The sequence below is a fragment of the Adhaeribacter radiodurans genome (assembly GCF_014075995.1).
Classification (GTDB): domain Bacteria; phylum Bacteroidota; class Bacteroidia; order Cytophagales; family Hymenobacteraceae; genus Adhaeribacter; species Adhaeribacter radiodurans.
The window spans coordinates 1,399,499-1,422,904 of record NZ_CP055153.1 but is presented as its reverse complement, the minus strand read 5'-3'; the positions used below and the strand labels follow the sequence as shown (position 1 = coordinate 1,422,904).

The window sequence follows — 23,406 nt, the reverse complement described above, 5'->3', positions numbered from 1 at the left end:
GAATTACTTCATGAAATATTCATTTTATAACTTTTGCTTACTAGTTGCCGTTTGTTTCGGTTCGTTTTTTCTCCCGACTTTTACCACGTTCGCGCAGAAATCTGATTTAGGTATTTTTGAAGGGCAAACCGATGTAGGAAAAGTACGCCATAAGGGTTCCGCTACTTATAAATCAGCTACCGGCGACGAATACGAATTAGCTGGTTCTGGTACCAATATGTGGGGCAACCACGATGAATTTCATTTTGTCTGGAAACGCCTGAAAGGCGACTTTATCTTATATACCCGCGGGGAGTTGTTGGGCAAAGGCGTTGATCCGCACCGTAAAATAGGCTGGATTGTCCGCCAGAGTTTAGATTCCAGTTCGGCCCACGTAAATGCTTCCGTTCACGGCGATGGCTTAACAGCTTTGCAATACCGGCCCACTTCCGGCGCAGCTACCGAAGAAATCCGTTCTACTGTGACCGGACCCGATGTAATTCAACTGGAGCGACGCGGCGGTAAATACACGATGAAGGTGGCTAAGTTTGGTCAGCCCTTTGTTGCGACGGAGTTAACTAATGTGGACTTGGGGGATCAGGTATACGTTGGTTTGTTCATCTGTTCCCATAACCCCCAAGTTACAGAACGGGGTATGTTCCGAGATGTACGTATTTCTATTCCAGCCAAACCTGATTTTGTTCCTTACCGGGAATATATTGGCAGTCAGGTGGAGTTGATGGACGTTGCTACGGGTAACCGGCAAATTATTTATACTGCGCCTAAATCGTTACAAGCGCCTAACTGGACTCCCGACAATAAAAAATTAATTTATAACGCGGAAGGTTTAATGTATACCTTAGACCTGGCTAAGCGTACTCCCCAGGTTTTAAATACCGATTACGTTAAGAAAAACAACAACGACCACGTTCTTTCCTTTGATGGCAAAATGCTAGGCTTAAGTAGCTCCGGCGACGATCCTAAACAAGGGTCTCAGGTATATACCGTACCCGTAACCGGGGGTAAGCCCAAGTTAATTACGCCAACTGGTCCCTCCTACCTGCACGGCTGGTCGCCGGACGGGAAAAATTTGTTATTTACCGGCGAACGCAACAAAGAATTTGATATTTATAAAGTACCCTCTAACGGCGGCTCGGAAACCCGTTTAACTACTGCTCAAGGCTTAGACGATGGTTCGGAATATACCCCGGATGGCAAATGGATTTACTTTAATTCGAACCGTACCGGCACTATGCAAATCTGGCGTATGCGCCCCGATGGCACCCAGCAGGAAGCCGTTACTACCGGCGATTTTCACGATTGGTTTCCGCACGTTTCTCCGGATGGCAAATGGCTGGTAATGTTATCGTTTAACAAAGACGAAGTAAAGTCAGATGATCACCCTTTTTACAAGCACGTTTATTTACGCTTAATGCCTATAGCTGGCGGCACTCCTAAGGTTATTGCTTATGTATACGGCGGACAAGGTTCGATTAACACGCCTTCCTGGTCGCCGGATAGTAAACGAATTGCTTTTATCAGCAACACCGATCTTGGACCGGCTCCAGCGAAATAATCCAGGCAGAACTGAGTTGGGGTTGGACTCTAAAATTTACTTTTTTCAGTTTTTAAATTCTTTTAACTTTTTTACTAATTCTTAAGGAATGCACTTTAACACTAATCTACGCGTGCTCTTTTGTTTAAGCTTATTATTTAGCATTTCTGTGAACGCGGGATACGCTCAGCAAAAATTGAAGCGTGCGGCTCAGGAGAATTGGATTTCGTTATATAACGGAAAAGATTTAACCGGCTGGGATATTAAAATTGCGGGTCATAAACTGAACGACAATTACAAAAACACCTTTCGGGCCGAGGGAGATATGATTCGGGTGGCCTACGACCAATATCAAAAATTTGACGGCAAATACGGGCATATGTATTATAAAACGCCTTATTCGCATTATATATTACGGTTTGAGTACCGGTTTTTAGGCAACCAGGTTCCGGGTGGCGAAGAATGGAATGTTCGTAACAGCGGAATTATGTATCATTCGCAACCGGCCAAAAGCTTAACCATGGAGCAAGAATTTCCGGTATCGTTAGAAGTTCAATTATTAGGTGGTTTGGGAACCGGCGAACGCCATACAGGTAATTTATGTACGCCGGGTACACAAATGCACGACATGCAAGGCAAACTAGTTTCAGCCCATTGCATCGACTCTAACTCAAAAACTTATAATGGCGACCGTTGGGTAAAAGCAGAAATACAAGTATACGGCGACTCGCTGGTGCGGCATATAATTGAAGGTGACACTGTATTAACCTACCAAAAACCTGAAATTGGGGAAGTTAACTGGAAGCAAGGCAAAGAAGATGCGTACAGCAAAATCTGGAAGGCGCAGGATGGCGCTCCCCTGAAACAAGGATACATTGCGCTACAGGCAGAAAGCCACGCCATTGATTTCCGGAATTTACGCTTACTAAATTTAAGAACAACAACTCCGCCTAAACCCCGTGTAGGCAAAAGAACCTTAAAACCGGCCACCGGGCAACATTAATTTACAGATCAACTACGGAATACAAAACCTACCGGCCAGAAGGAATATTGCCTTATTTAAAGCAATTTAAAAGCAATTGCATGAGTAAAATACTGAGGTAAATTTAACTTACCGGTTCTAAATTCCAGGTTAATTTTAAAATTTCGAAAACCAGCAGTAGGAAATAGAAGAGAAATCGTGCTATTTCGTGTTGCAATAAACCAATCCAGCATTATTTACTTTAAATCTTTAAAATGAAAAAATTATTTTACCTTTTGGTAATAAGTGCATTTTTTGGCGGAAATCTTTTTCTTACGAGCTGTCAGCAAAATGCGAAAGTAAAAGAGAAAAGTCCGGCTACCACCCCGCCTACCACCGATAAAGCCCAAGTTAATTTACCGGCTTCTGATTCAGTTACGCTGCAAACTCAGGCAAGTGCACCAGCTACCACGGGCAATGGGCAAAAATTTGGCTATATTAACTCAGCTGATTTAATAAAAGTAATGCCTGAAACTAAAAAGGCCGAAGCTAGTCTGCAAGCCTTCGTAAATGGGTTAGAAAAGCAATTTGGCGGTTTACAATCCAGTTATCAAAAGCAGGTTACCGATTTCCAGTCGCAGGAGAAGACTATGGTAGATGCGGTAAAACAAACTAAAATAAAAGCCATTCAGGATCTAGAACAACAATTACAACAATCTCAGGCTTCGGGTCAGCAAAAAGTAGCCGCCAAACGCGAAGAATTGTTTAAACCTATATTGGATAAAGCCGAAAAAGCAGTTAAAGAAGTAGGTAAAGAAAACGGGTACGATTATATTTTTGATGCCAGCACGGGTTCGTTTATCTACGCCAAAGACAGCCACAATATTATGCCGCTGGTAAAAACGAAGCTTGGCATTAAGTAATTTTTACTTTTTTCTGCTACTCCTCTTTCTAATCTGCGTAAACAACAAACCGGCTTACTATTAACCGGCAGAGTTCCACTAAAAAAACCAGACTATGAAAGATAACCAAAATAAAAACAACGACAAGAAGGATGACATTCTAAAAGATATCCGTTCCGTTGACAAAGCCCCTATGAATCGGAGTGGTAACAAAAACGTAGACGATCCTAAACGGCCAGCTAAAGGTGGCCGGCACGATGCCAACAGCACCGAAGATGGTGGCCAGGATGTAGGTACTTCGGCAGGTAGTCATTAAAATCCGGAATGTAGTTTAAACGTTCTGATAAACTCTGTTGTGTAAAGCAACAGAGTTTTTTTATGCATTCTGTTTTATACTTTAGGCCTTAAACTATAGCTCATAAGCTTAAGCAAACCCGGCTAGTTTTTAAAATAAGATTGTTCTGCATCTAGACCTAGATCCAGGCTAAGGCTATCAATTGTACCCGCGTCTTTTCCGTCATCCTGCAAGGATCTAACCGGTTCATAGCGACTACCGGAGATAAGACATACTGTAATACTCAATAGTAACTACTTCTTACTATTTAGTATAATATCTAGGTTATAGAATCATTCTTTTAGTAAATTTTTGTAAGCCTTAAGTCTTAAATCAGGTAATTTCTGGTTGAATTAACTATTTCACTTTCAGCTATATCTTCGAAATATTTATTTAGTAAATCTAATAACTGTCCGGGTATTAATTCCGTAGCCATAATTCGATTAAATTACTAATCTCGTAAATTCTTAAGTTGTAAGCTGGTTCATATTTATGATTCATCCGCATACTAAACTTCAATTTATTAGCGCTGAAAAAGGCTACGGTGTGGTAGCCACCCATTTTATTCCGAATGGTACCATTACCTGGGTGTTTGCCCCCCTGGACCAGGTTTTTACTCCCGAAAAAATAATGCAATTGCCGGCTTTTTTTCAAAAAATCGTGAATACGTATTCCTACCGCGATAATAAAGGCGATTATATTTTGTGCTGGGATCATTCCCGTTTTATCAATCATTCGTTTCATTCTAATTGCATTTCCACGGCTTATAATTTTGAATTAGCCGTACGCGATATTTACCCTGGCGAAGAACTTACCGACGATTATGGTTATTTAAATGCCACTGAGCCGTTTGAATGTTTACCGGAGCCCGGTACTACCCGCACCAAAGTAATGCCCGACGATTTGCTGAATTTTCACGGACAGTGGGATGCCCAGATAAAAGAAGCTTTTACTTATTTTAACCAGGTGGCCCAACCCCTTGGTGAATTGGTTGAAGAACAATATCAGGAGAAAGTAAAACAGGTTGCAGCAGGCTTAAAGGAACCCGATTCTATTTTGAATTGCTATTACCAACCTTCTAAAATAGCATTAGCCGTTTAACAAAAATTATTAGTCGGTAATTAATTTCCAGCCACCCAGAAAGATAAATAGCCAGATGAGCCCTTTAATTAAAAAGAACAGAAAGCCGGCTAGCCCTAGCTTTTTAAAATAACGTATTACTCGTTCACGGTCCATTAGCAATGCAAGTGTATGTATTTTAGCCCTTATTTACAACGTTAGCCGTTAATTAGAGTAGTTAAGCCTAGTCTGCTTTGGCTAAACAATAAACTGCTCTTTCGGATAATTAAGTATCTTTGGCCCCCGGAAAAATTACCCTGTTGTGTTTATGCTCGTTACCTCCGAAGTAAAACTAGATTACATTATTTTGCACAAAGTAGGCAATAAAAGCCGCGACGAAGCAATTCAATTTTCTAAAAAACCACTGGACCTCGACGATTCGGTGAAGGATTTGTTACAGCGTTACTTTTTGTCGCCGTTTAAGTCCGAAGCGTATTATAACTTGTTTCACGAATCAGACATTAACCTGAATGAGGTGTATACTTTTGTCTCGCGCATTTTTGATAGCCCTACAAACATATTTGAACAATCCGAAAATTTAGCCCGGCACTTGTACGAGCAAAGTACGCACCCAAACGTAAAGACCGGCGAATTTTACGTAACCTACCTGCGCGATTTAGTACTGGACGGCGAAGCACTGGAAGCCGTAGGCTTATTTAAATCGGAGAGCCGCGAAACCTACCTGAAAGTTTACCCCAATGGCGACACATTTGACATCGACAGCGAAGATGGCGTGAATATTAATAAACTCGACAAAGGCTGCCTTATTTTTAATACTGATCGGGAACATGGCTTTGTAGTGTTAACGGTAGATAATTTAAACAAACGCGAAGAAGCCGTTTACTGGAAAGATGAATTTTTAAAAGTACAATCGCGCCAGGATGCCTACCACCATACCCAAAACATAATGAGCCTCTGCAAAAACTTCGTGGAAAAACGCTTACCCGAAGAATTTGAAGTATCGCGAGGCGAACAAGCTGATTTACTAAATAAATCAGTAAAATTCCTGAAAGAAAAAGAAACCTTTGATTTGCAGGAATTTCAAAACGAAGTAATTGCCCAACCCGATTTAATTCAAAGTTTTCAGAGTTATAAAACTGAGTTTGAAGCCGATCGCGGTTTTGAAATTAAGCCGGAGTTCGATATTCACGAAAATGCCTTTAAGAAAAATACCCGCTTCCTGAAAAGCGTAATTAAGCTGGACAAGAATTTTCATATTTACGTGCACGGCAACTCCGAGAATATGCAAAAAGGCTACGACGAAGAACGCGGTCAACATTTTTACCAATTATTTTTTAAGGACGAGAGTTAGATAGTTTTATTAATGACGCATCAAGGTAACTCCAAAATTAAAGAAGCTTTTAAAGTAATTTTTCAACGTTGGTAAAGTCGGAACTATTCATAGCAAGTTTGCGGTTAGAAATCTAAATTTTATAGCTATATAGAGAATTACTATTACATGAAAACATTTAAACGCCTAGCCGGAATGGCTCTTTTTACATTTTTAGCTAGTCATGCAAATGCTCAAAAATTTGATATTGTAATAACATCTAAAGGCGACACTCTTGCTGGAACCATAATAGGAGAACGGTTTACTTCCTTGAAGTTTAAAGACCTGACTGGAACCAGGTTTGAAAAATTCTCCTCCAGTCAGGTGAAAGAATTTAGGACCAATAAGAAAATATTTATTTCTAAAAACGTGCCGGGTGAAGTAGAACCTTTGTTTTTGGAAAGATTAGAAGCGGGTAGTATTGCCTTGTATGAATATTATAAACGCACAGGGGCAACTGGCAACTCGTACATTATAAAGTGGTATGCCAGCAAAAACAATGAACCTTTGATTGAGCTAAAAACCAATTGGGGTGCCACTACTGCCCGCAAAGAACGTAAAGCAGCCTTTGAAGAACTAATTAAGGATGATACCGAATTATATAATCAGTACTTACCAATTAAATCATTTGATTATAACACCTTAAGTTCATTTATCAAGAAATATAATAATAGTAGAGCCCAGTTGAGCAGTAAAATCCTTTCAAAAGATTAGACTACGAATCAATAATTTAATTGATTCTTAACCTAATCTATGTTTTAATTAGGTTCTTTGTAGTCGCCTAAATGCTCCGGATTATTTAGCAAAGGTTATTTTAAATCTATTAACTATAAATATTTTCATTTAGCCAGCTTTGGTAGCCATTTAAATGCATCCACTCTCACAAGCTTTAACTTACGTAGAGCGCCTGGCGCAAGCAACTAAACTACAGCGTTTTTGGGCGCACCCTCTGCGGTATGCCTGGGCTATTTTGTTTCGGCAACTTATTTATCCTCGTACCCGGCGGCCCGCTTATCAAAAAAGTAAAACTTTTTTTGGTGAACCCATGACGGTTGCTTTACCCGCTGCTACCGATATTTATCTTACCGGCGGCAAATCCCACGATTCAGAAATTCGGCTAGCCCGTTTTTTAATTCAAAATTTAACTACTGGTGATCAATTTTTAGATGTAGGTGCGCACTTTGGTTATTTTAGTTTGCTGGCTGCCAAATTAGTAAGAACTCAAGGTCGGGTGCTTGCTTTTGAGGCTTCCCAAACTAATTATGAGTTATTGGAGCAAAATACCAGTCAAGTAGAACAAATAAACGTTTACCATCAAGCTGTTTCGGATCAGGAAGGAACATTAACCTTTTACCAATTTCCCATTCAATTTTCGGAATACAATTCCCGTGATATAGCTCAGTACCAACACGAATCCTGGTTCCAAAAATATCCGCCCGAAAAAATTACCGTATCTGCCGTTACCATTGACTCGATTGTACAACCGGAAAAATTCACTCCCAAAATTATTAAAATTGATGTAGAAGGAGGCGAACAACAAGTTATTAAAGGCGGTACCCAAACCTGGGTAAATCTGGCACCACTTATTGTAATGGAATACCTTACTCCTACCCGCTTAAATACTGCCCACCAACAAGCCCGTAGAATATTACAACAATATGGCTACAAAACTTTCGCGATTAATGCCGAAGGGGTTTTAGTTCCCTGCCCGGAGCCAGACCAGTATTTGGCGGCCAACAAACTGGACTCAGATAATCTAGTATTCCGGAAAAAGTAAAAATTAACTTAACAATTGATTAAGCTTGAATAAGCCACTTACTAAATTCATTAAGATTTCCCTTCCCCATATTTAACTCTTCCTTTTAGGACAACACAGGTAAAATGCGTATCTTTCAACTACTGTGTAGCTGTATTTTTCACCTGAAGTACAAAAGATATGCCTGCTTTTACCCGACGTCAATTTCTGCAAAATTCATCTAAATTAGTAGCGGGAGCTGGTTTGTTGTCTATTCCAGCTACTGCCGAAACGCTGGTGGTTACGAAACCCGTCGCTCCAGCCGACCAGGTACGATTAGGATTAATTGGTTGCCGCGGGATGGGCTTTGCCGATCTGTCTTCGGCTCTTAAACAGCCAGATGCAGCTTGCGTAGCTCTTTGCGACGTAGATAGTACCGTATTGAATCAGCGGGCTACTGATGTGCAAAAGTTAAAAGGCAACTCACCCACTTTATACAGCAATTACCGAAAGTTATTGGAAAATAAAGACATTGACGCCATTATTATTGGCACCCCCGACCATTGGCACCCATTGATTATGATAGAAGCCTGCCAGGCTGGAAAAGATGTGTACGTGGAGAAGCCCATTGCGAATACCGTGCAGGAAGCAAATTTAATGGTGGCCGCGGCTAAACGTTACAATCGGGTAGTACAAGTGGGCCAATGGCAGCGAAGTGGCCAGCATTACCAGGATGCAATTAATTATGTTCAATCGGGTAAATTAGGTACCATCCGGCTGGTAAAAACCTGGGCTTACATGACCTACGTCAAAGATTTCCCGAAAGTAACCGATAGTGCCGTACCTGCAGGAGTAGATTATACCATGTGGCTGGGACCAGCCCCTAAACGGCCTTTTAATAAAAACCGGTTTCATGGTAGTTTCCGGTATTTCTGGGATTATGCCGGTGGACTAGGATCCGATTGGGGCGTGCACATGTTGGATATTGCTTTAATGGGAATGAAGGCTACTGCTCCTAAAACAGTAACCACAGTAGGCGGTAAATTCGGCTTTCCGAACAACGATGGCGATACCCCGGATACGCAACAAACGATTTATGATTTTGGCAATTTTACCATGCTCTGGGAACACGGCCTAGGTTTGGGTCAGGCACCTTATAACCGGGATGCGGGAGTTGCTTTTATTGGTAACAAAGGAACTTTGGTAATAGACCGGAGTAAATGGGATGTTTATCCCGAAATTGAAAATGGGGCCTATCTCACCGAAGCCATTCCAACGCAGCTTTCTAAAGACAATGCTTTAGATAAACACACCCGTAACTTTCTGGATTGCTTAAAATCCCGCCAAACTCCTAACACTAGCATTGTACATGGCCGAAATGCTGCTTTATGTGCGCAACTGGGCAATATTTCGTACCGATTGGGCAGGCAATTACATTGGCTCGATGCGGAAGCTAAATTTAAAAACGATAAAGAGGCCGATCAGCTCATGCGCCCGCATTACCAAAACAACTGGAAATTACCGAATGTGTAGTTTTGCCTCAGGAAAGATTTTAAGGAATGTAACTTTTTGCAAACTTTTGTTTAATTTTCAACCCGGTTAAAACTTCTTCATTACTTCATTTTAAATTCTTCTATGAACTTACACTTCACTTTTTCTAAAAAGTTTATTCTGGCGGGTATGATGCTGGGCGTATTTACTTTTGCCAAAGCACAAACTACTCCTACCCCGCCCAAAATGGTACCCGAAATGACTGAGTTCTGGGAACCGGAAGTTAAAGTAATTACCCCAGGTACCGGTGCCGGAACAACCGCCCCTTCGGATGCCATTGTTTTATTTGATGGTAAAGATTTATCGCAGTGGGTTTCAGTAAAAGATCCTTCTGCACCCGCTCCCTGGACCGTAAACAAAGGCGTATTTACCGTTAAAAAAGGAACCGGTAACATTCAAACCAAACAATCTTTCCAAGACTACCAATTGCATATTGAGTGGCAAATTCCGGCGAATATTACTGGTAAAAGCCAGGCCCGCGGCAATAGCGGTATATTCTTAGCCTCTATTGGCAATGGCGATGCTGGTTACGAATTGCAGGTGTTAGATAGCTATAACAACCGGACGTACGCCAACGGACAAGCCGGCAGTATTTACAAGCAATTCCGCCCTTTAGTAAATGCTATGCGTAAACCAGGCGAATGGAATGTGTACGATGTAGTGTTTACCGCTCCCCGCTTTAAAGAAGATGGTTCTTTGTTTTCACCTGCCCGGGTAACGGTAATCCACAACGGGGTAATTATTCAAAATAATACCATGATTAAAGGCCCAACTCAGTACATTGGTATCCCGGATTACAATCAGCCGCACGGCAAAGCGCCCATTAAATTACAAGACCACGGTGATCCGAGCGAGCCTATTAGCTTCCGTAACATCTGGATTCGGGAATTATAATTTAAAATCAACCTGATTTAAACTAGTTTCAGAACAGATTTATAAAACAAGAAAGGCTCCGGTATTCTGGAGCCTTTCTTGTTTTTAAGTAAGTTATATTCTAAAAAATTGCTTTCAAGAATTATCTTCTTATACTTGTTGCTTCAAATTTGAAAAATCAATAAGTTACCCGCTTATGGCACACTTTAATTTCTGGTTTTAACTAATCTTATATGGCTATATTAGATTTAACGGGCAAAACGGCCGTAGTAACTGGTGGTGGTAGTGGTATTGGTAAAAGTATTTCTCAATTATTCGCTCAGCAAGGCGCTCAGGTTTACATTTTAGAGCTAAACGCCGAAGCCGGAGAACAAACCATTCAGGAAATTACCGCTGTCGGCGGAAAAGCTATCCTGCGTACCTGCAATGTGTCTCAACAATCGGAAGTTCTGCAAGTATTTGATAGTATTGAACAAGAGGCTGGAACAATCAACATTTTAATTAATAATGCTGGTATTGCCCACGTAGGAAATTTAGAAAATACCACTGAAGCCGACATTGACCGCATTTATAAAGTAAACATAAAAGGCATGTATAACTGCATGCTGGCGGCGGTTAAAAGCATGAAAAATGCCAATCAGGGAGTTATTGTAAATATGGCATCCGTAGCTGGTTCCGTGGGTATTCCCGATCGCTTTGCTTATTCTATGAGCAAAGGCGCCGTTATTGCCATGACGTACTCCGTAGCGCGGGATTATTTGCCTTATAATATCCGGTGTAATTGTATTTCGCCGGGGCGGGTTCATACTCCTTTTGTAGATGGCTTCATCGCCAAAAATTATCCGGGCCGGGAACAGGAAATGTTTGAGAAGCTTTCTAAAACGCAACCTATTGGTCGGATGGGTTCCCCATCCGAGATTGCGCACCTGGCACTTTACCTCAGTTCCGACGAAGCTAGTTTTATTACCGGCACCGATTACCCCATAGATGGTGGTTTTATTACCCTAAATAGTTAACCAGCGCGGTTATATTTTATTGCTTACAAAATAGTATTAATTATAATTTGTAAATAACTCTTAGCATCTCAAGCATACATGAAACTAATCCGTTTTGGAGCGCCTGGTCAGGAAAAGCCGGGTTTGCAATTACCTGATAACCGCCGTATAGACGTTAGCGCCTTTGGAGAAGATTATACCGAACAGTTTTTTGCCACCGATGGCTTAGTCCGCTTGCAAGCCTGGGCAGATGCAAACGCCGCTTCGGCTCCTGAAGTAAGCCCCGAAACCCGATTAGGACCGCCCATTGCGCGCCCAAGTAAAATAATTTGTATTGGCCTTAATTATTCCGACCACGCCAAAGAAACCAATGCGGCAACTCCGCAGGAACCCATCGTTTTCTTTAAAGCTACCTCTTCTTTAGTGGGTCCGAACGATGATTTAATTATTCCGAAAAACAGCGAAAAAACGGATTGGGAAGTAGAACTAGCGGTAATTATTGGTAAAAAAACTTCTTACGTAGACGAATCCGAAGCTCTGGATTACGTAGCCGGTTATGCCCTCCACAATGATTATAGCGAACGGGCTTTTCAGTTAGAACGCGGGGGCCAATGGGTTAAAGGTAAAAGCTGCGATACTTTTGCGCCACTCGGACCATTCTTAGCCACCAAAGACGAAGTTGCTGATGTACATAATTTGCGGCTATGGCTAACCGTAAACGGCGAAAAAAAGCAAGACGGAAATACCAGCAATCTTATATTTAACGTACCTTTTGTAGTAAGTTACCTGAGTCAGTTTATGTCTTTATTGCCCGGCGATATTATTTCTACGGGTACTCCGGCTGGAGTAGGTTTAGGTTTTAAACCACCTCATTATTTAAAACCAGGTGATGTAGTGGAGTTAGGAATAGATGGTTTAGGAACCTCTAAACAAGTAGCCCAAGCATTTAGCTAAAATTAAATAATACCGTAAGTAATCTGGACAGGCAGTTAAAATGCAAGATTTTTACTGCCTGTTTTTATATTAAAAAAAGCTTCTCTTAAATACTACATCTTAGCTTTTTATTGCATTTTTTTTATTTAATATTATCACTTCTATTTTTAGATTATCTAAAATTCAATTTAATCCTTTTACCTTTCATCTTAAGCCTTTCTCCTATTTTCTTAGCTAGTATTATTGTAGCCAGAGGTAATGGCTATTATTACAAAGCCAAGCAAGGATAATTGTTTCATGTACGCTGAATTATTTTCAAATTTTGATTGTCTTAGTAAGTATAATTCTTCTAATAAAGCTAACCAGTATTTAAGAGCCGCCACCCAATTACGATCCCTGAATGCTTGATTCTAAATTTACTTTCCATACTCCGCAAGAAGAAAAAGAACGTTTACATGTTCTTCATCAGTACGAGATATTAGATACCGAAGCAGAAGCTGACTTTGATGCTATCACTAAATTAGCGGCTTATGTTTGCAATACGCCTATCTCTCATATTTCCCTGATTGATCAAAATTGCCAGTGGTTTAAATCAGCCATTGGGATGGATTTAACGCCAACCCCGCGTGATACTTCTTTTTGCCAGTACACCATTTTAAATGATGATATACTGGAAATAAACGATGCGCACCAGGATACTTTATTTAGTACTTATCCCTCGGTTTTAGGAGATCCGCACATTCGGTTTTATGCCGGCGCTCCACTAATTAGCCCGGGAGGATACAGGATAGGTGCCTTGTGCGTAATTGATTCTACTCCTAAAACCTTAAACGACGCCCAACGCCATGCGCTACAAACGTTGGCCCGGGAAGTAGTATCGCATTTAGAACTGCGTCGTCATCGTAAAAACCTGGAGCTGGAAAATAATCGCTTGCACCTTTACCAGATGCTGTTTAATTACAGCTCTGAAATGATGTGCATTATTGATATAAATACAAAAAGGCTTTTAGAAGTAAACGCTGCTTTTGAATCTATTATGGGCTATTCTGCCCACGATTTGATAGGAAATTCGATAGATGAATTTATTCATCCGGATGATAAATCACACTGGATGGACTTGTTAGAAGAACTGCCTTATCACAAAGCGGTTGAATCCGAAACGCGCTATTTTGCGAAAGATGGTACTATACGCTGGTTAAGCTGGAACGCCCAGGCGGTAAATGGGAAATTGTTCGCCATAGCCCGAGACATTACCAAACTGCGCCGAACGGGTAGTGAAAACCTGAATTTGGAACATCTACTCATTCACGTTTTAGATAACTCTCCTTCGGGTATATGTGCTTTCCGCAGCATTCGGAACAAAGCTGGTGAAATTTTAGATTTTGAGTGGACGATGCTCAACCATGCAACCGAAAACATTATTGGTAAAAAGGCAAATGAATTAATTGGGCAATCTGTTTCAAGCTTAGCGGGTCCGGTAAACACAGAAATTGTGCTGCCTTTATTTAAACAGGTTATTGAAGAAAATTTACCTTTATATCAAGATCAGGTTTTCTTTGACTTAGAAGGAAAGAAACATTGGTTACAGTTAATTGCCAACAAACTGGAAGATGGTCTTATTTTAATCTTAAACAACATTTCGGAACGTAAGTTAGGTGAAGAAAAACTAGAGCAGCAGCGTACCTTTTACGAAAGTATTTTAAATAATATTCCTTCGGATATTGCGGTATTAGATCAGCAGCAACGCTATATGTTCCTCAACCCGATGGCGGTAAAGGATCCGGAGGTGCGGGCTTGGATGATTGGGAAAAATGATCGGGAATATTGTACCTATCGTAATCGCGATATTCAAATTGCCTACCAGCGCGAGCAAGCATTTAATCAGGCAATCTGCGAAAAGCAGATTGTGCACTGGGAAGATGTAAGTGTTAAGGCTAACCAAAAACCAAAATACCATCTCCGCCGCTTTAACCCAATATTTGACCAAACTGGAAATCTACAATTTGTAATTGGATACGGCTTTGATATTACCGACCGCAAAGAAATGGAAACAGAACTGCACTACCAGAAAGAATTAGTGCAGCAGGTTATTGATACCAACCCCAATTTAATTTACCTGAAAGACAATGCGGGTAAATTCACATTGGTTAATCGGGCATTTGCTAATTTCCTGGGTTTTCCGGCAGATTACTTAATTGGCCGAACTTCGCAGGAATTTGAATCTACTCCGGAAGAAGCTGCTTTAAGCCTGGAACAAGATCGTCAGGTACTAGAAACCGGTCAAACAGTAGAGATAAATGAGATGCACGTTATTTCTTCGCAAGATGGCAAACGATCGTGCTATCATTTATTAAAAGTACCCTTTATCCAGAAAGATAATCAAGCCCAGGTATTATGCATTGCAACAGATATTACCGAAGCTAAAAAGGCAGAACACAAATTACTAGAAAACCGCAATTTGCTTAACGAATCACAGCAAATTGCGCATTTAGGTTCCTGGTCAATCAATTTAAAAACCGAAGAAGTTGTCTGGTCGGAAGAAGCATTTCGTATTTCGGGTTTTGAGCCCCGGGAAAAAGCACTTTCTATGGAAGAATATCTGACTATCCTTCATCCGGACGATGTGCCTCTGTTAATTGAAAAATTAGAGCTAGCTATTACCGAACACCAATCATATGCAATAGAGTTACGCTTAATCTTACCGAGTGGTAACTTGCGCTATACCTGCGTTTTAGGGCGTATAGAATTTGATGAGGTTGGCCAACCCAGTCGTTTACTGGGTACTGTACAGGATATTACGGATCGCAAGCAAATTGAACAAGAACTTATTAAAGCTAAAGAGCAGGCAGAAGAATTGGTGCGGGCAAAGGAAATGTTTTTATCCACGATGAGCCACGAAATCCGGACACCGCTGAATGCTGTAATTGGTATATCGCACTTACTTTTGCAGGAAAATCCTAAATCCGAACAAATTGAAAACTTAAAAATCTTGCGTCTTTCCAGCGAAAATTTACTTGTTCTTATCAACGATATTCTGGACTACAGTAAAATAGAAGCTGGTAAAATTTCTTTTGAAAAAATAGATTTTAATTTATCTGAATTAATTAAAAATATTCGGCATTCATTTGGCTACCAGGCCAACGAAAAAGATTTAAAAATAAGGGCCTGTTTGGATAATACTTTGCCAGCTGTTATTGCGGGTGATCCGGTTCGTTTAAATCAGATTATTAGTAATTTACTTTCAAATGCCATTAAGTTTACCGCTCAAGGTACTATTACTATTGATGTAATCTTGGAAAGAGAAACTGCCGACCAAATTGAAATATCATTTTCGGTAACAGATACAGGAATTGGCATTCCGGCAGATAAATTAGACCTTATTTTTGAGAGTTTCACGCAAGCCCAATCAGATACTACGCGTAAATTTGGTGGTACTGGTTTAGGTTTAACTATTACAAAGCGATTAGTAGAACTACAAGGTGGCCGCATTACAGTAGAAAGTACCGAAGCGAAAGGTAGCACTTTTACCGTAACCCTCGCCTTTACAAAAAGATTACAGCAGGTAGCTCCTCCTGATTTATATTACGCAACGGGTACTTTCCAGAATTTAGATCATTTGCGGTTGCTTTTGGTAGAGGATAACGAAATTAATCAGCTTGTTGCCACCCGCTTTTTAGAAAATTGGGGTATTACCCCCGATTGCGCTATTAATGGGAAAATTGCTGTAGAAAAAGTGCAGCAGCAACCGTACGATATAATTTTAATGGACTTACAAATGCCCGTGATGGATGGTTTTGAAGCGACCCAACTAATTCGGAAAATGGGCGGTCGTAATGCCGAGGTGCCCATTATTGCCCTAACCGCCAATGTTATGCCAGATGCCCGCCAGAAAGCACTGCAAGTAGGAATGAACGATTTCGTAAGTAAACCTATTGATCCGGCGGAGCTGCATTTAAAAATTTCTAAGCATACACAATCAGAAATTTTATCTAAAATTTAAGTTTAATAAATTTTCAGGCGATTAGTTTTGGTAAGTGAAAGAACACGTTCGTAAGCTATAATTCAGACTTATTTTAGTCTTAAGTAAATTAGATACAAGATTTTAAATTATTCATATAAATTTAAATAACCGAAAGAAGCAACCCATTAAAAGAAAATTACGCTACTTTACTCAAATTATCTACGAATTGTATGTTGCGGAGAGTAAACCGTTTTTTTCTCGGAAATTTATTTTTTTTGGTATTTATGTTTTGCAAATGCTGGTCGCAAAATCTAGAAACTACTCTTGTTTCGCCGGTAAATGCTACTCCTTCGCCACGGCCCGATCGAATAATATTGAGTTGGGTAAGCGATCCTACCCAATCTTTCACCGTAACTTGGCGCACCGATAATTCCGTTAAAACACCTCGTGCAGAAGTTGCCGAATCCAATGCTTCTCCCTATTTTACTTCTCCGACCCAGGTTATTCCGGCCAGCACCGAATCTATCAAAACCGAAAGCGGAGCTGCTTTATACCACCACGTAAATTTTACTAAATTAAAACCCAATACTTTATATGCTTACCGGGTAGGCGATGGCACCTATTGGAGCGAATGGTATCAATACAAAACGGCGAATAACCAACCCGAACCTTTTTCTTTTATTTACCTCGGCGATGCCCAAAATGAATTATTTTCATTATGGTCGCGCACGATACGGGCGGCGTATGCCAGTGCGCCGCAGGCTAAATTTATGGTACATACCGGCGATTTAATTAATCACGCCGAAACAGATGCGGAATGGCAGGAATGGTTTGCAGCGGGTAGTTTTATTCATGCTACTATTCCCAGTTTACCGTGTCCGGGCAACCACGAATATACGCGTACCTTAGCTATACCCACCCTTACCCGCTTGTGGCAACCGCAATTTACCTTACCCGCAAACGGAGTAAAAGGCCTGGAAGACACCAATTATTACGTTGATTACCAGAATGCCCGCATTATTTCGCTGAACTCCATGATGCACGTACCCGCGCAAGCCGATTGGCTGGAGAAAGTTTTGCAGCATAATCCCCAACCCTGGACTTTTGTATTTTTTCATTACCCGGTTTTTTCCACTTCGGGTCGCTCCGAAATTAATAATTTAGCAAAATACTGGAAACCGATTTTTGATAAATATAAAGTGGATTTAGTAATGCAGGGCCACGAACATAATTATGCCCGGGGCATTAATCTGCCCCGGAGAGTAACTTACAAAGATAAAGAAGCGGGTACGGTTTACGTAGTATCAGTAAGTGGCCCTAAAATGTATGAGGTAAAGTCTAAACCTTGGATGGAACGCATAGCCGAAAATACGCAGCTTTATCAAGTTATAACGGTAGAAAGTGACCGGCTTTTGTACCAGTCCATAACCGTTACCGGCGAAGTTTACGATACCTTTGAACTGCGTAAGCAAGCGGGCAAACCTAATAAGATAGTGGAATTAAAAGCTGATGTAACTACCGAACGGCATTTTAACAATACTTTACCCAAGCTTGATAAATAACGAATGAAAATAGACGCGCACCAGCATTTTTGGCAATATTCCCCCTCTACCCACGCCTGGATTACCCCTGAAATGGCCATTTTACAGCGCCATTATTTACCCTCAGATCTTCAACCAGAACTGGAGCAGGTAGGCTTTGCCGGATGCGTAGCAGTGCAAGCCTCCCAAACCGAAGCTGAGACAGAATTTTTACTAAACTTAGCGACTAAATTTTCTTTTATTAAAGGCGTAGTTGGTTGGGTAGATTTACGAGCCGAAAATGCTCCCGAACGATTAGCCTATTTCGCTCAAAATCAGTTATTTAAAGGAGTACGTCATGTTGTTCAGGATGAGCCCGATGATTTATTCTTGTTACAACCCGCTTTCTTAAAAGGCATTTCGGCTCTCCAACCACTTGGCCTTACTTACGACATATTAATTTACCCCCGCCATTTACCAGTGGCCGCGGAGTTTGTAGCTCATTTTCCGGAGCAAAAATTTGTGCTCGACCATTTAGCAAAACCTTTCATTAAAAAAACTGAATTACAACCTTGGGCGAATGATTTGAAAAAGTTGGCTCAACACCCTTTCGTATTTGCTAAATTATCCGGGTTAGTTACCGAAGCCGATTGGCATAATTGGCAACCGCAAGATATACGCCCTTATTTAGAAGTAGCTCTAGAAGCTTTTGGCCCAGATCGTTTATTAATTGGCTCCGATTGGCCGGTTTGCCGTTTGGCCGGAGAATATGAGGCAGTGATGCAGGTAGTTCTGGATTTTATTAATAAGCTTTCTGCCTCGGAACAGCCAGCTATCTTGGGCAAAAATGCTATCCGGTTTTATAATTTAGTAAAGTAGTTAAGCGTTTCAAAACTGGTATTTAAGTCAAAATTAAAAATAAGTACCTTGACCTGTACCATGTATCCTCTAACTTAGCGCTATTGTTATCTTTTACTTACTTCATCTGTGAAATACCTTGTTTATTATATTCCATTAAATTTGAAAAATAATTATACCAGTATCTTTTTCCTTATTTTAAGTTTTGGGCTAATGATTAGTTGCTCGGGCGATAAAAAAGAAACAACCGAATCGCAAACGGTGAACCAAGAACCAGCAATAGTAGCACCTGTTACTTTAACCTACGAACTAGTCCGTACTTTTCCGCATGATACTACTGCTTTTACCGAAGGCTTGCTCGTACAGGATGGGCAATTATACGAAAGTACCGGTTCGCCGGAAGAAATGCCCCAAACGCGCTCTGTACTAGGCCCCGTTGATTTAAAAACCGGTAAAATTGATGAAAAAGTAAAATTAGATAGAACCAAATATTTTGGCGAAGGAATGGTTATTTTAAACGGAAAGATATACCAGCTCACCTATACCACCAAAATTGGCTTTGTTTACGACGCTAAAACGTACCAGAAATTACAGGAATTTACTTTTCCGAGCAAGGAAGGTTGGGGCCTAACTACCGACGGTACTCATTTAATAATGAGCGATGGCACCAACTTATTAACTTACCTCGACCCTACTACTTTTAAAACAGTTAAAACCTTAAATGTAAAATATAATTACGACCCGCTCGTAAATTTAAATGAACTGGAATACGTCAATAATGTGCTGTACGCTAACATTTATACCACCAATAGCATTGTAAAAATTGATGCTGCCAGCGGTCAGGCTACCGGAATATTAGATCTTACTCCGCTTATTAATGAAGTAAAAAAAATAAACCCGAACGCACTGGAAATGAATGGCATTGCTTACAATCAAGCGGCCAGCACCTTTTATGTTACCGGTAAACTCTGGCCAAATATTTTCGAAATAAAAATAAAGCCTTAAGTGTTCTGAAAATAAAAAAGTAAAACCCGGTAAGCACCAAAACTTACCGGGTTTTACTTTTTTATAACACAAATTTACTATTGTGCACTTTTACATAATCTGTTAAATTTTACCTTTACAAGATACCTAAAGCATTCAACTCGGCTCGTAAGGCTTCGGGCGAGGTAAAATGAATGGTTTTAATCCCTACAGCTTCTGCGGCGTGTACGTTCCGCAGGTTATCATCAATAAATATTGCTTCGGAGACATTAACGTTGTACCGGTTTAATAAAGTCTGATAGAAAGAGGCGAAAGGCTTACGGTCCTTTTCCGTACCTGATACCACTACTCCATCAAACCAGCTCAGAAATTCATATTTTTCCTGGGCAATCGGGTAAGTTTCGGCGGACCAGTTAGTGAGCGCGTAAAAATTATACTCCTTTTTCGCTTTCAGTTCTTTAAAAATATCTACCGTTCCCGAAATAAGGCCACCCAGCATTTCTGGCCAACGCTCGTAATAAGCCCGAATATTATCGGCGTACTCCGGGTGTTTGGCCAGCAGATAATCTGTAGCTTCTTGTATAGTTCGTCCGCCGTCTTGCTCTTCGTTCCAATCCGCAGTACAAATATTTTCTAAAAAATAATGCATTTCGGATTCGTCGGTAAAAATTTTCCGGTATAAGTACTGAGGATTCCAATCAACAAAAACGCCGCCTAAGTCAAAAATTATAGTTTGTATCATTGGTAGTTTATTCCTATTAATTTCTCGGGAGTAAGTTTAAACAGATTATTTTTATTTATAGAAGTATTATTTTGTTAAAGGCAACAAAAATCAAATATCTAATTGCATTTCTTCAAAAACCAGCTTATGAATTCGAAACATCTGAATACATAGAGTGCCTAATCTTTAAAATTAGTAATTCTGTACATCCTGGTTTTAAGTTTTACAGTAGTAGGCAGAGTATGATGGTTGAACAAAAAACGTATAAAGTAAATGGAGTAAGTTTACGTACTTATGAAGCAGGCACTCCTGGCCAACCCTTAATTCTTTTTTTACACGGTTTTCCGGAAATGGGCCAAGCCTGGTATAAACAACTTTATTTTTTTGCCGAAAACGGATTTCACGCGGTAGCACCAGACCAAAGAGGGTATAACAAAAGCAGCAAACCAAACGGTGTAAAATCTTATAACCTTAAGTTCTTAACCAGCGATATAGCAGGTTTAATAGAGCAGCTTACAACCGATAAAGTTTATTTAGTAGGGCACGATTGGGGCGGAGCGGTGGCCTGGGCAATGGCACTTAATTGCCCCGAGATAATAGAAAAAGTTATAATCCTGAATATGCCGCACCCGGTTGTAATGCACGAACACTTGCTCCACAATTCCAATCAAAGACGTCGGAGCTGGTACGCTGGCTTTTTTCAAATACCTTTTTTGCCGGAATGGTTGAGCCGCGTTTTTAATTACCGGTCGTTAGAGAAAACTTTGGTAAATACGGCGCTTCCCAATACTTTTCCGAAGGAGCAATTAGAATTATACAAAACTGCTTGGCGGCAACCCGGTGCTCTAACTGCCATGATTAACTGGTACCGGGCTTATAAATACAATCTGGTAACCACTACTGATTTAATAACAGTTCCTACCTTATTGCTTTGGGGCAAAAAAGATGCTTTTCTAATAACCGAAATGGCGCAGCCCAGCATAGATCAATGCCGCAACGGTAAATTAAAATTTATTAACGAAGCCACCCATTGGCTACACCACGAAAAACCAGATTTAATAAACCAATCTATTCTAGCGTTTATTCAGTCTCCGGCTTAAAGCTTATTTATAGCAGAACCTAATCTCAGTTATTTTTAGTAAAGTAAATTATTGAAAAATGATTTAAAATTCAGAACAACGAAAAGAGAAATCCGAATCTATTAAAACTAATTTGAGCATGATTTAGTAAAATAGGCTTACTTTAGATTTCTCTAATGCATTTCTCTCACCTAAAATATTAAGGCGTAACCCGTATGATTTCTACTGCTCCTAAAACCGCGATTATTGCTGGTGCCAGTGGCTTGGTAGGCAGCTATTGCCTGGATTTACTTTTACAAAGTAGCCGCTACAAAAAGGTAATTTCAATAGGTAGAAAATTGTTACCCATTGAACACCCGAAACTGGAGCAAAAACTGGTGGATTTTGAAATTTTAGAAAGTTACCACCATAGCCTAATTGCCGATGATATTTTTTGTTGCCTGGGTACTACAATAAAACAAGCCGGCTCCAAAGAAAACTTTTATAAAGTAGATTTTACCTACGTGATGAAATTGGCGAGTATTACCGCAGCAAATTTTGCTTCTCAGTTTCTGGTAGTATCCGCGATGGGTGCCGATGCCAACTCACGCATATTTTACAACCAGGTAAAAGGTAAAATGGAAGCTGCCATAAAACCTTTGCACTTTTTAGGGGTTCATATTTTTCAACCTTCGTTGCTCTTAGGTCAGCGCCATGAGAAAAGATTGGGGGAGCAAGCAGCTCAGGTATTCGCTAAAATATTTCCTTTTGTTTTTGTCGGGCCATTACGCCCCTACAAACCCATTCATGCCCGCGATGTAGCAAAAGCTATGTTATATGCAGCTGCTCAAGATGGTGCCGGTATCAGTATTTATTCCTCTGCCCGGATTGCTGCCACCGCTAAGTTATAATGTAATCCAATAGACACTTATTAGCCCAGTGAGATTAGGAAAGGCGAATAGTAATTATGTAATCGGACAAAATCAATTTACTAAATTGGATGGCTAGGCTATTGCAGTACTTTATTAGTGATCAATTATTTAATCACAAAAAGAGTCTAACATCTACTATCTTGATATTAGTGCCTCTTTCCTTATCATATCTTTAATGCCTGTAGAAAAGCGCTATAATCCATCCGTACAGTAATACTTTCCGTAGACTATGGACTATTGTTTATTGACTAACGTATGGCTATTACTAAAAATAAATTATATGCTACTTTTCCCCGCTCTGCCCGGTACGATCAGCAATGGGTACGGCAGCACTCCATGGGCGAAAATGTATTGTTTAACCTGGAAAGTCTCACCGCTCTTGTATCTTTAAAGCCCGGAATGCGGGTATTGGATTTAGGATGCGGCAAAGCAATTAGTTCTATTTTTTTAGCCAAGGAATACGGCGTACGCGTATGGGCAGTAGATGAAGCCATTGCTCCGACCGAAAATTTAGAAAGAGTGCAGGAAGCAGGGGTAGCTGAAACGGTATTTCCATTGGAAGGCAATGCCCGGGAACTACCTTTTCCGGAAGAATATTTTGATGCGGTAATAGTAGTAGATGCCTATACTTACTTTGGTACCGACGAAAAATACTTACCTTACATTTGTAAATTTATTAAACCTGGAGGCTATCTGGCTATTGCCGATGTGTGCTTTACCCGAGAAATCACTACTTTGCAAGAGGTACCACCGTTTTTAAGGAAAGATTTTCAAAATTATTGGTACTTTATTCATTCTATTAACTGGTGGCGGCAACTTTGGGAAAAGACCGGTTTAGTAGAAATTACAACCGCCGAAGAACTACCCGCTGCTGACCTTATCCGCCAGGAGTACATTCGTGATTACCAGGGAAAACAACATAAAGATCCCTTTGCGCGCGCTTTAACGGCCGATGCAGCAGGTATTATCACTTTCTTTCGGCTTATTGCCCGCCGCACCGATAAAAACACTTATTTACAGACCTATAAACCTAAATCTAAGAGTTAGTTCTTCATTTATATACCTCCAAAAATTGGTTATGGTATAATTTATGCAGGATAAATTA

General features: G+C 40.4%; 20 protein-coding genes. 19 read left to right on the top strand and 1 reads right to left on the bottom strand.

Annotation, left to right across the window (positions count from 1 at the left end; translation table 11 throughout):
* The first annotated feature begins 10 nt into the window (after positions 1-10).
* The 16 genes from HUW48_RS06085 (at position 11) to HUW48_RS06010 (ending at position 19,611) form a co-directional block, all read left to right on the top strand.
* On the top strand, positions 11-1,555 hold the full coding sequence (locus tag HUW48_RS06085) for a TolB family protein (protein ID WP_182414834.1): 1,545 nt from the start codon (positions 11-13) through the stop codon (positions 1,553-1,555).
* Between the two features lie 148 nt (positions 1,556-1,703).
* The gene (locus HUW48_RS06080; RefSeq protein WP_246343708.1) at positions 1,704-2,537 is read left to right on the top strand and encodes a 3-keto-disaccharide hydrolase; all 834 of its coding nucleotides are present in this window, start codon (positions 1,704-1,706) and stop codon (positions 2,535-2,537) included.
* Between the two features lie 233 nt (positions 2,538-2,770).
* Positions 2,771-3,418, top strand: coding sequence for an OmpH family outer membrane protein (locus HUW48_RS06075; RefSeq protein ID WP_182414832.1), 648 nt, complete (start codon positions 2,771-2,773; stop codon positions 3,416-3,418).
* A gap of 94 nt (positions 3,419-3,512) precedes the next feature.
* Positions 3,513-3,713, top strand: coding sequence for a hypothetical protein (locus HUW48_RS06070; protein WP_182414831.1), 201 nt, complete (start codon positions 3,513-3,515; stop codon positions 3,711-3,713).
* Between the two features lie 510 nt (positions 3,714-4,223).
* On the top strand, positions 4,224-4,832 hold the full coding sequence (locus HUW48_RS06065; protein ID WP_182414830.1) for an SET domain-containing protein: 609 nt from the start codon (positions 4,224-4,226) through the stop codon (positions 4,830-4,832).
* A 286-nt stretch (positions 4,833-5,118) separates the two neighbouring features.
* A complete protein-coding gene (locus HUW48_RS06060) occupies positions 5,119-6,162 on the top strand; it encodes a nucleoid-associated protein (RefSeq protein WP_182414829.1) in 1,044 nt (347 codons plus the stop codon).
* A gap of 147 nt (positions 6,163-6,309) precedes the next feature.
* The gene (locus tag HUW48_RS06055) at positions 6,310-6,894 is read left to right on the top strand and encodes a hypothetical protein (protein ID WP_182414828.1); all 585 of its coding nucleotides are present in this window, start codon (positions 6,310-6,312) and stop codon (positions 6,892-6,894) included.
* Positions 6,895-7,048: 154 nt separating this feature from the next.
* Entirely contained in the window at positions 7,049-7,957 is a 909-nt protein-coding gene (locus tag HUW48_RS06050) for an FkbM family methyltransferase (RefSeq protein ID WP_182414827.1), read from the top strand.
* A gap of 159 nt (positions 7,958-8,116) precedes the next feature.
* Positions 8,117-9,448 (top strand): Gfo/Idh/MocA family protein, encoded by a 1,332-nt coding sequence (locus HUW48_RS06045; RefSeq protein ID WP_182414826.1) that lies wholly within the window; start codon positions 8,117-8,119, stop codon positions 9,446-9,448.
* A 102-nt stretch (positions 9,449-9,550) separates the two neighbouring features.
* Positions 9,551-10,360: a 3-keto-disaccharide hydrolase gene (locus HUW48_RS06040; RefSeq protein ID WP_394368453.1), complete on the top strand. Its 810-nt coding sequence runs from the start codon at positions 9,551-9,553 to the stop codon at positions 10,358-10,360.
* A gap of 218 nt (positions 10,361-10,578) precedes the next feature.
* On the top strand, positions 10,579-11,355 hold the full coding sequence (locus tag HUW48_RS06035; protein ID WP_394368471.1) for an SDR family NAD(P)-dependent oxidoreductase: 777 nt from the start codon (positions 10,579-10,581) through the stop codon (positions 11,353-11,355).
* Positions 11,356-11,433: 78 nt separating this feature from the next.
* Positions 11,434-12,288 (top strand): fumarylacetoacetate hydrolase family protein, encoded by an 855-nt coding sequence (locus HUW48_RS06030; protein WP_182414824.1) that lies wholly within the window; start codon positions 11,434-11,436, stop codon positions 12,286-12,288.
* Positions 12,289-12,667: 379 nt separating this feature from the next.
* Positions 12,668-16,267 carry a PAS domain S-box protein gene (locus HUW48_RS06025; protein WP_182414823.1) on the top strand — a complete coding sequence of 1,200 codons (3,600 nt, stop codon included), beginning with the start codon at positions 12,668-12,670 and terminating at the stop codon, positions 16,265-16,267.
* Positions 16,268-16,512: 245 nt separating this feature from the next.
* Positions 16,513-17,790 carry a purple acid phosphatase family protein gene (locus HUW48_RS06020; RefSeq protein ID WP_182414822.1) on the top strand — a complete coding sequence of 426 codons (1,278 nt, stop codon included), beginning with the start codon at positions 16,513-16,515 and terminating at the stop codon, positions 17,788-17,790.
* A 3-nt stretch (positions 17,791-17,793) separates the two neighbouring features.
* Positions 17,794-18,627 (top strand): amidohydrolase family protein, encoded by an 834-nt coding sequence (locus HUW48_RS06015; RefSeq protein ID WP_182414821.1) that lies wholly within the window; start codon positions 17,794-17,796, stop codon positions 18,625-18,627.
* Between the two features lie 192 nt (positions 18,628-18,819).
* Positions 18,820-19,611: a glutaminyl-peptide cyclotransferase gene (locus HUW48_RS06010; RefSeq protein WP_182414820.1), complete on the top strand. Its 792-nt coding sequence runs from the start codon at positions 18,820-18,822 to the stop codon at positions 19,609-19,611.
* Positions 19,612-19,726: 115 nt separating this feature from the next.
* Here HUW48_RS06010 and HUW48_RS06005 read toward each other — a convergent pair whose 3' ends face one another.
* Positions 19,727-20,332 (bottom strand): HAD family hydrolase, encoded by a 606-nt coding sequence (locus tag HUW48_RS06005; RefSeq protein WP_182414819.1) that lies wholly within the window; start codon positions 20,330-20,332, stop codon positions 19,727-19,729.
* Positions 20,333-20,553: 221 nt separating this feature from the next.
* On the opposite strand from HUW48_RS06005, the gene HUW48_RS06000 reads away from it, so the two are divergent.
* The 3 genes from HUW48_RS06000 (at position 20,554) to HUW48_RS05990 (ending at position 23,348) form a co-directional block, all read left to right on the top strand.
* Positions 20,554-21,411 carry an alpha/beta fold hydrolase gene (locus HUW48_RS06000; RefSeq protein ID WP_182414818.1) on the top strand — a complete coding sequence of 286 codons (858 nt, stop codon included), beginning with the start codon at positions 20,554-20,556 and terminating at the stop codon, positions 21,409-21,411.
* A 194-nt stretch (positions 21,412-21,605) separates the two neighbouring features.
* Positions 21,606-22,280, top strand: coding sequence for an oxidoreductase (locus tag HUW48_RS05995; RefSeq protein ID WP_182414817.1), 675 nt, complete (start codon positions 21,606-21,608; stop codon positions 22,278-22,280).
* 276 nt (positions 22,281-22,556) lie between these two features.
* Positions 22,557-23,348, top strand: a complete 792-nt coding sequence (locus HUW48_RS05990; protein ID WP_182414816.1) for an SAM-dependent methyltransferase — start codon at positions 22,557-22,559, stop codon at positions 23,346-23,348.
* Positions 23,349-23,406: the final 58 nt, after the last annotated feature.